Below are 12,969 nucleotides of genomic sequence, written 5' to 3' on the forward strand. Positions count from 1 at the left end.
GACTGGCTCAGGCGGAAGCGGGCGGCGGTGGCACCGCGCGGTGGTCGCCGGGCGGCGCGCGCGAAGGCGGCGGGCGTCGCCGTCGCCCCCCGACGCGCGAGCTTCAAGGAGAAGCGCGAGCTGGGCGAACTGCCGGCGCGAATCGAGCAACTCGAAGCGCGCAAACGGCAGCTGTTCGAACGGATGGCTTCACCCGAGTTCTACTCGGCACCCGGGCCCGAGATCGCGAAAGCGAAATCGCAAGTCGCGGCGATCGAGGCGGAGCTGCAAGAGGCACTCGCGCGCTGGGTCGAGCTGGAGGCGCTGGCGAGCGGCGACTAGTTCGCGCCGTCCGACGACTCGCTGCGCTTTCGCTACTCCTTCGCCACCCGGATCTCGGCAGTCAGCGGCTCTCCGGCTTTCGCGCCGCCCTCGATCGAGATCGAACCGGTCCACGGCTTGCCGTCGCGGCCCGTGAAGCGCCACTCGCTGCGCGAACCGGTCGCTTTGGCGGCCGAGGCCCCCGCGCGAGCGCGCTTAGACCACCCCGCCTTCTCGAGCGCCCGCTCGGCGCGCTGCGTGAACTCGACGCGCGTGATCTTGAGCTTGCCCTTCACACTCGCGTGCCACTGACGCGTGTCGCCTTCGGTGCGGACGAGCTCCCAGTCTCCGGTCTCGCTGAGCCCCAGCTCCGGGATCTCGCCGTCGGCGAGTGCCCCGCGCGCAAGGCGCGGCTCCGGCTGCCAGTCGTACTCCTCTCCCAATGCGACGGCCTGCGCGTAGCCGGTGCCGAACAGGCGCGCGATGACGTGCAGCGCGCCGTCCATGCCGGCCGAAAGGCCGCCGGTGGTGATGAGATTGCCGTTGTCGACGTAGCGCTGGTCGCGCACCACTTTGAGCTTCGGAAACTCGCGACCGAGCCGCTCGAGATTGCCGTACGTCGTGGTCGCGGAGCGGCCATCGAGCAGCCCGGTGCTGGCCAGGATGAACGCGCCGTTGCAAACCGACATCGTGATCGCGTCGCGCGACGAGACTCGCTTGATGTAGTCGAGCGTCGCCGAGTGCTTGCGGACGTCCGAGACGTGGCCGCCGGGAATCACCAGCACGTCCGCCTTGGGGGCACTCGTGAACGAATGACGCGGCACCACGGTGAGTCCCATCGCGGTGGTGACCGGCCTGGTGCTCGCGGCAACCGTGAACACGTCGCAGTTCGCCGCCCCGAACATCTCGTAGGGTCCCGCGAAGTCGAGGATCTCGGCGCCTTCGAATACCAGGATCGCGATCTGGTAGCGCGTGGTCGGCGGCGCCGCGGCAGCCGGTCGAGCGGTGGCCGGGAACAGCGTGGCGAGCGCCAGCACCGCGACGCGTGCCAGCACCGCGACGCGCGCGAACGGCTTGAAACTGCGTAAGGACCGCGCACGGAATCGGGCTGACGCGTTCATACACTCCTCCGGGTGGCGCGCGAGGCGCGCGGGTTGGGAATCGCAACAGATGCCGAGCGGCTGAAGCGTTCGCGATAGCGTCCGGGTGGGACGCCGAGTGCCGACAGAAACGCGCGGCGCATGGACTCGGGCGTACCGAGCCCGCTCTTCGCGCACACCGCCTCGAGCGGCTCGGTGGTCTCCTCGAGCAGTCGCCGCGCGGTCTCGACGCGCACCGACGTCACGAAGCGCGCAGGTGTGGCGCCAACCTGACGCGTGAAGACGCGCGCAAAGTTGCGCGGGCTCATCGAGACGCGGCGGGCGAGCCGTTCGATCGTCAGCTCGTGATCAGGGTGCTCCTGGATGTAGGCCTGAAGATCGCGCAGCGGTTCGTGCTCGGCGAGCTGCACGGCGAGCTGTGCGCTGAACTGCGCCTGACCGCCGGGACGCTTGAGGAACATCACCAGCTCGCGCGCGGTCGCGAGTGCCGCCTCGCGACCGAAGTCCTCCTCGACCAATGCGAGCGCCAGGTCCATGCCCGCCGTGACGCCGGCCGAGGTGTAGACGGCGCCGTCGCGCACGAAGATGGTGTCGTGCTCGACCCGCACCCCCGGGAACTCACCCGCGAAGCTCGCGCAGTAGCTCCAGTGCGTGGTGGCGCGCCGCCCGGCGAGGAGTCCGGCTTCCGCCAGCAGAAAAGCGCCGGTACAGATGGAGGCGAGGCGGCGCACGAAGGTCGATTGGCGGCGGATCCAACGCAACAACGCCGCGTACGACCGGTACCGCTTCACGCCGACGCCGCCCGCGATCAGCAGCGTGTCGATGCCGCGCCCGACCTGCGCGATGCCGTGATCGGCGTGGAGGCGCAGTCCCGAGGAGGTTCGAATCCAGCCGCGCGTGAGCCCGATGATCTCGACCTGGTAGGCGTCATCGACGCGGTGGCCGTGATCGCGCAGCCAGCGCGAGGCGCGGGCGAAGACTTCGAGCGGCCCGGTGACGTCGAGGATCTGTGCGTCCGGAAACGCCAGCATGGCGATGCGTCGTGGCTTGCGCGGCTTCATGAGCGGCAGAATGCCGGGGATCGCCGCTGGCCACAATGACAATTGACCCACGAATTCGGCCATGGGCAGGCGCGCCGACCGGCAGCCTGCAAGGCTCACGATCGGTCCAGTAAGCCTCGCGTCGTCCGGAGTCCTCGAGATCGAGCGCGTGCTATTCTTCCGATCCATGGAGTTCACGAATCCGAGAATCACCAGCACGCGAAAACTGACGCTCGGAATCGAGAGCGATCGCGCGGACCGAGAGTACTGGGCGGCGCTCACTCCTGATGAGCGGGTGCTCGAGTCGTGGCGACTCAGCCTCGAACTCTGGCAGATGATTGAAGGGGGCCACGGATGAACCCGGACTTCATCGCGCTACTACGAGAACTATCCGCGGCTGAGGCACGCTTCCTGGTTGTCGGCGCCTATGCGCTCGCCCACCATGCGCGCCCGCGGGCGACCGGCGACCTCGACCTGTGGATCGATCCCTCGCCCTCCAATGCCGAACGCGTCCATGCGGCGCTGAAGGCGTTCGGAGCGCCGCTCGGTGATCTGTCCGTCGCTGACCTCTCTGCTCCAAATCTCGTGTATCAGATCGGACTGCCGCCGCGCCGAATTGACGTGCTGACTTCGCTCACCGCACTCGAATTTCCGGAAGCCTGGAAGTCCCGAGTTGCGGGTCGAATGGGCGATGCCGAGTGCTGTTTTCTCGGGCGCGAGCAGTTGATCAAGAACAAGCGGGCCGTGGGTCGAGCGCGCGATCTGGCGGATCTCGAAGCACTCGGAGAAGCACCGCGAGACTCGTAGCGAGATCTCGGGCGCGCCGAAGGCGGTGGAAGCCGCTCGCTCACCGCTTCGCGCGCGGGAACTTCCCCATCACCAGTTCGGCCACCTTTTTGCCCTGCGCGGTGCCGACCTCGGCCGAGTTGCGATAGTGTACGCCGTCGTAGATGCGCGCCTCGGCGACTTCCTTCATGAACTCAGCAGGGGTGGCCCACTCGCGTTCGACTCCGGGTGCGGTGGGACTCGTTGAGCGGAGCCTGGGCGAGGCGGCACCTGCGAGATCGGATTCGAGCACCGCGCCCAGCGCGCCCGAGATCACACAGTGAGCGCACGGATACTCGGGGTGCATCGGCGTATCGATGAAGGGCTCCCATCCGGCCTCGCGCATGCCGGCCGGAGCGTTTCGAGTCGCGGTGATCGGGCGCCAGAAGTTGAAAGCGTACTTGGCGTCGAACACCGCGATCAGCGCGTCGTCCATGGCGATCGCTGCGGCGGCCAGCAGGCGCGCGCTCTCGGTGACGTCGGGCGTGCGAGCGCTCAGGTAGGCACGCGCGACCGGCCAGTAGATCGAGGGTGCGGTCGCCTCCCAGAACTTTGCGATCGCGGTCTGCTCGGCGGTGCGCGTCGTGCTCTTTGACGCACCGACCGCGCGGACTTCGGCCAGGTCACGCTTCCAGGCCGCGCTCTCGAGCGCGGGCGGCGGCGCAGGCCGAAACTGATCGCCGCTACGCATCGCCCACGGCTTGCGCAGTCCCCAGTGCGGCGTCACCGGCAGCGTCGTCGGCACGTAGACGCTGGGCGAGGTGCGCGGCAGGTAGGTGTTCGGGGCGGTCGCGCGATCGTCGGCGCGCGCAGCGAGCACGCCCCGCGCGGCCTGCTCGCCGACCGTCACGCCATCGAGCTTCGCCTGGTCGTCCGCGAGCGGCTTCAACGCAGCCTGGTAGTCCGCCTCGATCGCGGGCTTCTCGGCGGGCAGCAGTTCGAGCAACGCGGTGTGAGTGGCCGCCGCGACCGCGGCGTCGACCGACGCGCCGGGCTTCGCAGTGACGTTCGCTACGAACGACGGGGCGCGCCCGGTGATCGCTCGCACCGCCTCGAACACGGAGACCTGGACGATCGCCATGGTCCGCACCGCGGGCGGCGTGGGGCGTTGTCGGGAGGCGATCTCGGCAGCGCGCGCGTTGGCATCGGTCACGACATCGGCGAACGCCAGCGATGCGCAGGCGAGCAACGCGAGCACGAGCGACGTCACGAACCTAGTCAATGCGCACCACCCTTGTGATGAGTGCGTTCGATCCGAACTCCGCCCGCGCAAAGTAGACGCCGGCCGCGACGCGCTTGCCGTCTTCGCCTCGCCCGTCCCACTCGAGTCGATGCGGACCCGCCTGAAGGCGTCTCGAATCCAGCGATCGCACCAGTCGTCCCTGCACGTCGAACACGCTGGCGGTGACCTGCGCGTCGATCGGCAGGCTGAAGCGCAGCGTGACAGCCTCGCGCGACGGATTGGGCCACGCGGTCAGGAACTGAGATGACTCGGCGCTCGGCGCGTCCGACACCGCGACCACGCCGGCCGCAGCAACGGGCACCACCGCGAGTCCCTCCCAGCCGCTGTTGGTCGGCACGTTCGCGATCAGACTCGAAGAGCCGGTCGACGGGTCGATGCTCCACAGGTTGGCGCCACCACCGGGTGCCGAGTTCTGGATGCCGATCAGGCGAGCCGACACGGCGTCGAAGTCGAGGCCGGAGACACCCTGCGTCGGCCCGACCACCTGTCCGACTCCGGTATCGCGGTCGATGCGAATCAACTGCGCGCCGCTCACTCCGTAGACCTTCTTGTCGAGCGAATTGAACGCGATGTCCTGCAGACCGAATCCGATCACGCCGGGGCGCGGGTCGCTCACTCCGGTCACCGGATCGATCGCGATCAGACGCGGGCCACCCGAGAACTCGGTCGCGCCGTAGAACACATCGCGATCGGTGTCATAGGCGAATGCCCAGCTGTTCTCGACACCTGAACGCAGCGCGCGGCTTCCGGCGCCGGTGCTGGGAGTGAAGCGGAAGATCTCGGAGCTTCCGAAGTCCATGCCGTAGACGGTCTGATTGACGCTGCGATAGGAACAGCCGAACACCAGCGACGCATCGCTCGGCATGCCCTTCCACAGCGGGCGATTGCAGCCGACCGCGGGCAGTTGCAGGCGCGGCACGTTGAAGCCGGTGCCGACCGCGTAGTACGAAGCGCCGGCGGCCGGAATGCGCGTCCAGATCTGAGTGGTGCCGCCACCGTCGTTTTCGACCAGATACAGATTGCCGGTCAGCGGATCGATGGTGATGCCGGTGAACGCGAACAGCTTGAGGCCGGCCGGCACGTTGGCGTCGGTCCAGCGGAACTTGGCGACGAAGTTGCCCTCGGTGTCGATCACCTGCATGCCACTGTGCTCGAGCGGAATGATCAGCTTGCCCTTGAGAAACGGGGCGGTGAACGGCATGTAGAGCACGTCGTCGACGATCGCGTCGGGGCTCAGGTCGAGATTCGCGTGGAAGTTCGTGAGCTTGGACGACTTCACGGGCGTTCCCGTGCGCGAGAACTTGAACCACTCGTTGGCCTTGATCTGGCCCTGAACTCCCACATCACCGGCGTCGACCACGTAGACGAAGTTCGAGTCGACCGCGATGCCCTTGGGCGCTTCGAGCGTGTCGACGCCCCAGCCCGGCACCGAGAACGTGAGCGGGATCGTGAACAGGTTGCCCATGAACGCACCGGCTGCACTCCACTGCTTGACGACGCGCGCGTTGGTGATCTGCCAGTAGGTGTTGGTGCGCGGGTCCCACGCGAGCCCCGGCGCGCCATCGGGCCCGTTGCTGAGCGCCGAGCCGCACAGCGAGCGGATGATGCCGTTGGAGGCGAGGCGGCGGTTGATCGGATCGAACGCCACCGACTCGTTCGCCGAGTCGCCGGCGCACGCCACGAAGCGCTGACCCGCAAAGCTGATCACGGGACCCGCAGGGTTGACCGTCGGCTCCATGTTGACAGTCACGTCGAGCGCGATCACGTCGCCGGTCGCATTGCCGTCGCCGGTCCCGGCGACGAAGTCGACCAGGTCGCCCGCCGCCACCGTCAGGGTCACCGAAGTGGTGACCGAACCCGACACGTCCTTCACCATCCAGCGGCTGAACATGCGCGCATTGTTGTGGAGCACCGCGACCTGCGTGGCCTGGAACGAATTGGGGGAGCAGCGCGAGAAGCGCGCGATGACCGTGGCAGCACCCGCCGCCGGCGCCTTCCAGCGAATGACCGTGAACTTGTTGTTGAGCTTGGGCTCAAGCGTGATCGCGAGCGCCGGCACGATCACTCCGCCGCCGAGGTTCAGATCCGAGGCAGTCGCATTCTTCATGACCTGATCGCCGTTCACCGCACTGCGAAATCCCGGGCGCCCGAAACCGTCGGTGAAGGCGGCGAGCAGCGTGAAGGTGCCGCCCAGCTCGACCGTCGAGCCGTAGCACCAGCGGTTGCCGACCAGGTTCACGTTGGCGATGAAGTCGGCGGCGGCATCGTCGGCACGCGCCGGGGCGGTGAGAGTGGCGGCGAACGCCACGGCGAGCGCCGCCAGGGCGAGCCTCGAGGGGGCGAGAAGTGAGCGAACGGATGAGAGCATGAGCGGCCTCCGTGGCGGCTTTCGGGGTCTTGGCGAGGCACGCGGCGGCGCTCGAGGGCGCGTTGGCGGGACCGGTGGTCAATAGGGAGAACGTATGGGCGACCCCAACCGAACAAAGTGTTTGCCCGCCGCCCGTTCTCCCCCGCCCGCTCGGACGTAAGGAGCCTTCAGAGGTTCCACCCGGAGGGGCCGAACATGAGCCACACCCGCCACATCTGGACCCCGGCGATCGTGCTGGTGGCCGCGCTGTGCGTGCACACGGGCAGCGCCCGGGCATTCGATACCGCCCTGCACTTCGACATGACCGAGGACATCCTGCGCGCCGAGGGCTTCTCGCCGCGCGCGATCAAGACCATCCAGAGCGCCAACTTCATGGTGGACTTCTACGAGTTCATCGGGAACAAGGCGATCACCAAGGCGCTCGACACCGACTGCCGAAACAACGCGGCCGCGCTTCTCAAGGCCGCCGACGATCAGCACTTCGACGAGCTGGACTCGACCGCGAACGTGGCGCGCAAATGGGACGCGCTGCTCTACAACACCAAGCACCACGTGCAGAACCCGACCGGCAAGGGGGATCTGCTGCGGCGACTCGCGCTGCTCGGCATGTCGCTGCACAACGTTCAGGACTTCTACACGCACAGCAACTGGGCCGAGCTGGGCGCCGACAATCCGCTCGGCAGCGGCAAGCTCGCCGCCTATGGCACGCATCCGACCTGGTTGTCGGTCGACCGCTCGGTGCGCGAGAAGCTCCACGTCTACACCACCTGGCCCGGCGGCGGCGGGTTCCCCAAACGCACCCACGGCGACTGGAACAGCGACGCGACCTACTTGAACAAAGACTGGGAAGGCCGACCGCGCCACACCGCCGGCTACCTGTGCGCCTACTTCGCGACCCGTCAGTGGGTGCGGCTGTTCCGGACTTTCGTCACCGACGCAGAGTGGACTGCCATGAAGGCCGGCGACCCGAAGTTCAATCCCGATCACGACTGGGACCACGCGCGGCGGATCTCGTTCTACGGCGGCCACTGGAACGGCAACGGCGGCCCGACCGGGCTCGACGCGTTCAAGTCGAGCACTGCCGGGACCTCGCCCGATCTGCTGCTCGAATCGGTACTCAGCTACATCGGCGTGAAGCGCTGCGTCACCGCGAACGCGACGGAACTGCGCGAAGAGGCGCGGCGCCTGCTGCTGAGCTGGGGAACCATGGACTACCACGGGCCGGTGGATCCCGTACTGCCGAGCGCCGCGCCGGAGAACGTGGACTTCGTGCAGGTGCGCGTCCATCGGATCGACGCGATCGATACCGGCGACGGTCCCGCGGGCGGGCAACTCGACTGGTACAGCCGTGCCGTGATCGGCGGGCAGCACTTCTGGTCGGGATTGATCGACGAGCACGACAACTTCGACTTTGGCCGGTCGCCCTACGCGCCGTGGACCATGACCAAGTCTCTGCCGACGGCACCGCAGGAGGAGCTGCTCGTTTCGCTGATCGTGCAGCTGCGCACCGGCACGATCTCGGACGCGGGCACCGACGATGACGTGTTCCTGCGGCTCTCGAACACGCTGCGCCTGGAGTTCCCCTACCACCCCGGCAACGACTTCGAGAACGGGGCCAACGACACCTATTCGTTCACGGTCAAGCCCGGCACGCGCATGCGCGACATCACGAGCCTCGCGATCGAGAAGAACGGCACCGACGGCTGGCAACTCGGCGGCGTCACCGTGACGGCGAATGGTCGGACGATCTACTCCAACAACGCCGTGAACACGTGGCTCGACACCGACACCCGGCTGGTGTGGTCGGCAGCGGACTTCAAGCCGCTCGCTCCCGCCGCCACGCTCGACGTGCCGATCCTGTTCGAGCTCATGGAGCTCGACTACTCGGAAGACGACAAGGCCGACGTCAATCCAGTCCCCGGAGCCAGGGGCCTCGGCATGGTGTTCTCGCCCGCGAGCGGCAAGCTCCTCGGCGATGTGAGCGGCGCTTCGCCGTTCTCCAGTGAAGGCAGAGGCGATTCCGATCGCGCACGCGTCAACATGAGTGTGGTCCGCGTGTCGGCCTCGTGTCGCAAGTGAACCCGATCGGAGGCATGGCATGAACGCGACCCAGAGTTTCGCCCGCGTGGCGGCCGCGCTGCTGCTGCTCGCTTCGATCGGCGCCGCGCGTTCGGCGTGGGCACAGCAGATCCTGCTCGACAAGCCGATACGGGCCGGCGAGCTGGTGGTGTTCCCCGATCTGAACGACGCGACGACGTACTACTACGTGGTCGACAAGCCGAAGCTCGCGAAGGACGCCAGCGGGCGGCCGCAGTTCTCGTTCCTGCGCTACGTCGAGAACGTGCGCTCGGGCGCCGATCAGCCCGAGGCGCGTGAAGGCACCGGCGGAGGGATCGTGCACGCCGTCGTCCAACTGAGCGTGAGCCCCGAGCAGGTCTCGAACGCGCAGCGAGAACTCCAGCGCACGCGACCCGGCGCCAAGCTGGTGGGACCGGTGCTGTTCAAGTCGGGCAAGGTCGGGCTCGTGTCGTCGTTCAAGGACACCAAGGGCAACCTGAGCACGCAGGTCGTCGGACTCGGCAACGCGCCACTGCTCGACGGCGAGAAGGCCGCAGTGTCGATCCAGTTGACGAAGCTCGGCTCCAAGGTGCTGTGGGAGTCGTTCCAGACCGCCGCCCCCGACGTGACCTTCAGCTTCGAGATGGACCTCGGCGGCTATCGCTCACCGGCGCGCGCGACGATCGAGGCCGACTTCGATCAGATCTACCAGCACAAGTCGTTCGGCGCCGCAGTCGCGACCACGATGCTCGCGGGCGAGATTCAGACGGCGTTCGACGACCTGCGCAGTTCGAGCGCCATCAAGGTGACGCAGGTCGGCACCGACGCGCAGATGGAAGCCATCCTCTCCACCGCCTACAACAAGATCTCGGAGATGATGTTCGCGCCCGCGCCGGGCACGAGTGCACCCACCCTGGGCCTGCTCGGCACGACCGCGGCGCCGAGCCTGCTCGATCGCGCCTCCGCGATGCTGGCGCAGAATCGTGCGCGCGTGTCGGGCGAGAACGACAAGGTCCGCGCGGAGAATGCGGCAGCTCGCGAAAGTGCCCGCAAGGCGGACGAAGCGGCGCGAGCAGCTCGCGCGACGGCAGTCGCCGTCGCACCGCAAACCGCCGTCAGAGACACGGCCGCAGGCACGGCGAAGAAGCCCGCCGACTCGGCGGGCGAGAAGCGTGCACGTGAGCGCGACGCGCGGGCGGCCAGGACAGGCGACGACGTGTGGGGCTCGCCGATGGCGCTCAAGGCGCCGCTTCGCACCGAGGAATCCGCGGCCGCCGAGCGCGCGGCGGATCGTGCCGCCGAGGCGGCCGTCCCCGCGAGCCCTCCCCCGGTGCTTCGCGAAGAGTCCGAGATGCCGGGCATGGCGATCCTCGCGTCCTACGAGATGAAGACCGTGCGGCAGCGCGGCACCTTCAAGCTGGACTTGAACAAGTTCACGAGCGACCAGCTGACGTTGCGGTTCGACGAGAACATCGGCGACCTGCGCTCGCTCACCGGCGATGCCGCGCACTTCCGGCAGGTCAATCTCGACGACCCGCTGTTCAAGCAGCGGGAACTCGTGGTGTTCGTGGACGGGCTCAACGCCAAGGACTTCGGTGAGTACGTGAACTTCGCGGCGGTGCGCATGCGCAAGACGCATCAGGAGGGCGAAGCCTCGACTGACGAAGTGCGGATCGATCGAATCAACTTCAACAAGGAAGGCAACAACTTCAAGCTGCTCTACGGCTGGAAGGGCGACGAAGACCGCCGCAAGTGGATGGACTACGAATACCAGACGACCTGGAGCTTCTTCGGCGGCACCGAAATGGCGCAGCCGTGGAAGAAGGCCAGCGCCGGAGCACTCGCGCTGGCTGCCCCGTTCCAGCGCCGCTCGATCGAGCTGCAGGCCGACGCCGATGCGGTCGCGCGTGCCGAAGTGCGCTCGATCTCGGTCAAGGTGTTCTACAAGCTCGGCGGCGCCGAGCAGACCAGGACTGCGATGCTCAACGTGGGCAAGCAGCAGCTCTCGGAACGCATCGAGTTCATGCTGCCGGGTGATTCGCAGGACTACGACTACGAGATCGTGTGGCAGCTCAGGGGCAATCGCAGCGTGTCGTCGGGGAGGAAGCGCGGGAACTCGGCGATTCTGTTCGTGGATGAGGTGGTGGCGGGGTAGGAGAGCTCGCTCGTTCAGGCTCTTTGGCGGTCCAAAACGTCGGGGGTTGCGCATAACCCCCGACGTTTTGTATGGTCCCCCCTGCCATGACAGCGCCAGACAACGACCAAATCCTCAAGATTCTCAGACGAATGGGCATCGCACGCCCGGCCGACCTGGAAGCGCACGGAATCCCCAGGGCGCGGCTTCACCACATGGTGTGCGACGGGCTCATCGAGCGAAGGGCACGCGGCATCTACGTGGCCAGCGCGCACCCGGTGACCGCCGAGCACACCCTTGCCCACCTCGCGAAACGCGTGCCGGGCGGCGTCTTCTGCCTGCTGTCGGCACTGCGATTCCACGGACTCACGACTCAGGCGCCGGCCGAGGTGTGGATCGCACTGCCGGAGAAAGCCAGAAGACCACGGCTCGACTATCCGAGGCTGCGAGTCGCGCGCTTTTCGGGCGCAGCGCTGACCGAAGGCATCGAGACACATCGACTGGAGAAGGTCGAGGTGCGGATGTACTCGGCCGCGAAGACGGTCGCGGACTGCTTCAAGTACCGCAACAAAGTCGGAATCGACGTCGCCGTCGAGGCCCTGCGCGACTTCAGTCGACGCAAGCGCGGCGGTGCGGACGACCTGGCGCGCTTCGCGCGCATCTGCCGGGTCGCTCGCGTCATGCAGCCGTACCTCGACTCGATCGCATGACGCCGAGAAGCTTGGGCCTCGCTGCGTCAGTGAGCGCGCGACTCCTCAACCGTGCGAAGCAAACCGGCGACGACTACCAAACGCTTCTCACGAGCTACTGCTTCGAACGCTTTCTCTATCGGCTCGGAGTGTCCGAAGTCGGTGACCGCTTCGTCCTGAAGAGCGCAATGCTGCTGCGCCTGTGGGCCGACCAGCCCTACCGAGCCACGCGCGACTTGGACTTGTTGCGCAAAAGGGGACGGTTCGTTCGACGCGATCTCCCGCGACCTGCGCGCGGTCTGCGAAGTAGCGGTCGCGCCAGACGCGGTTGAGTTCGAGGGAGGCGCAATTCAGATCGAGGCCATCCGAGAGGGAGACGAGTACGCAGGCACCCGAGTGACACTGCCGGCGCGATGCGGCAAGGCGCGCTTGATCCTGCAGATCGAAATGGGTCTGGAAGACTCGGTGTGGCCAGTGCCACGACGGTCTGACTACCCAGCACTGCTCGGCGCGTTCCTGCTCCCAATCCTCGACGATCTGCGGCATGACCGCCGATCGAATGGCGCGTGGAATCCGGGAGGGCCGTGGCGGTCGTGAGGCCCCCTCACCAAAACCTCACCACCCGCCGCGTCACCGCCACCCCGTCCGCCGAGAGCCGCACGAAGTAGACGCCAGGCGGAGCCGTGCGGCCGCCGTCGTCGCGCCCGTCCCACGACACCGCGCGCGTTCCGCTCGTGACCGCGGCCGACTGCAGAGCCCGCACGCGCCGCCCATCGATCCCGAACACTTCGAGCGCCGCCGGCCCCGCTCCCGCAACCGCGAAGTCGATGCGCAGCGTGCCGCCGAACGGGTTCGGCCCCGCGCGCAGGCTGAGCGCCGGCATCACCCGCGCGCCCCCCCCCACCTCGCACTGCTCCAGCTCCGCACGGAACCACGCCGCGTTCTCCGCCGTGACCTCGACGTGCGGCTGACTCGCGGTCGGCACGTACACGGCGTCGAACGGCGTGTGCGACACCAAAGTGTGAGGGCGGAGCCGCGTGAAGGCGAAGGCTCGGCGCTCAGCGATACGCGCGGTCGATGCTCCGGCCAGGTCCGGCTCGGCGGGTTGGTAACGGTCGTCCATGGCGGCGAGTGGCGGGCCTCGCTCCCCTCGAGCTCGGAGACGCATGTCCGTTCCTGCTCGATTCCGTCGCCAGTACTCACGTCCCGCCG

Annotated in this window: 10 protein-coding genes; 5 read left to right on the plus strand and 5 right to left on the minus strand. The window is 67.5% G+C overall.

Annotated elements, in window-relative coordinates:
* Positions 1–27: 27 nt before the first annotated feature.
* Entirely contained in the window at positions 28–321 is a 294-nt protein-coding gene (locus tag HOP12_00950) for a hypothetical protein (protein ID NOT32715.1), read from the plus strand.
* A gap of 32 nt (positions 322–353) precedes the next feature.
* Here HOP12_00950 and HOP12_00955 read toward each other — a convergent pair whose 3' ends face one another.
* Positions 354–1,421, minus strand: a complete 1,068-nt coding sequence (locus tag HOP12_00955) for a DJ-1/PfpI family protein (protein NOT32716.1) — start codon at positions 1,419–1,421, stop codon at positions 354–356.
* A complete protein-coding gene (locus HOP12_00960) occupies positions 1,418–2,461 on the minus strand; it encodes a GlxA family transcriptional regulator (protein ID NOT32717.1) in 1,044 nt (347 codons plus the stop codon). The genes HOP12_00955 and HOP12_00960 overlap by 4 nt, the downstream gene beginning before the upstream one ends.
* A 333-nt stretch (positions 2,462–2,794) precedes the next feature.
* On the opposite strand from HOP12_00960, the gene HOP12_00965 reads away from it, so the two are divergent.
* A complete protein-coding gene (locus HOP12_00965) occupies positions 2,795–3,247 on the plus strand; it encodes a hypothetical protein (protein ID NOT32718.1) in 453 nt (150 codons plus the stop codon).
* 40 nt (positions 3,248–3,287) lie between these two features.
* Here the strand turns inward: HOP12_00965 and HOP12_00970 are convergent, their stop codons facing one another.
* Together HOP12_00970 and HOP12_00975 are read right to left on the minus strand one after the other, a co-directional pair.
* Entirely contained in the window at positions 3,288–4,475 is a 1,188-nt protein-coding gene (locus HOP12_00970; GenBank protein ID NOT32719.1) for a vanadium-dependent haloperoxidase, read from the minus strand.
* A gap of 4 nt (positions 4,476–4,479) precedes the next feature.
* Entirely contained in the window at positions 4,480–6,876 is a 2,397-nt protein-coding gene (locus tag HOP12_00975) for a hypothetical protein (protein NOT32720.1), read from the minus strand.
* A gap of 195 nt (positions 6,877–7,071) precedes the next feature.
* Between HOP12_00975 and HOP12_00980 the strand changes: the two genes are divergently transcribed.
* The 3 genes from HOP12_00980 (at position 7,072) to HOP12_00990 (ending at position 11,778) form a co-directional block, all read left to right on the plus strand.
* Positions 7,072–8,955, plus strand: coding sequence for a hypothetical protein (locus HOP12_00980; GenBank protein ID NOT32721.1), 1,884 nt, complete (start codon positions 7,072–7,074; stop codon positions 8,953–8,955).
* Positions 8,956–8,974: 19 nt separating this feature from the next.
* Entirely contained in the window at positions 8,975–11,089 is a 2,115-nt protein-coding gene (locus tag HOP12_00985; protein ID NOT32722.1) for a hypothetical protein, read from the plus strand.
* Positions 11,090–11,175: 86 nt separating this feature from the next.
* Positions 11,176–11,778 carry a transcriptional regulator gene (locus HOP12_00990; protein NOT32723.1) on the plus strand — a complete coding sequence of 201 codons (603 nt, stop codon included), beginning with the start codon at positions 11,176–11,178 and terminating at the stop codon, positions 11,776–11,778.
* Positions 11,779–12,361: 583 nt separating this feature from the next.
* Here the strand turns inward: HOP12_00990 and HOP12_00995 are convergent.
* The gene (locus HOP12_00995; protein ID NOT32724.1) at positions 12,362–12,880 is read right to left on the minus strand and encodes a T9SS type A sorting domain-containing protein; all 519 of its coding nucleotides are present in this window, start codon (positions 12,878–12,880) and stop codon (positions 12,362–12,364) included.
* Positions 12,881–12,969 lie beyond the last annotated feature (89 nt).

This window comes from Candidatus Eisenbacteria bacterium (genome assembly GCA_013140805.1).
GTDB lineage: Bacteria > Eisenbacteria > RBG-16-71-46 > RBG-16-71-46 > RBG-16-71-46 > JABFRW01.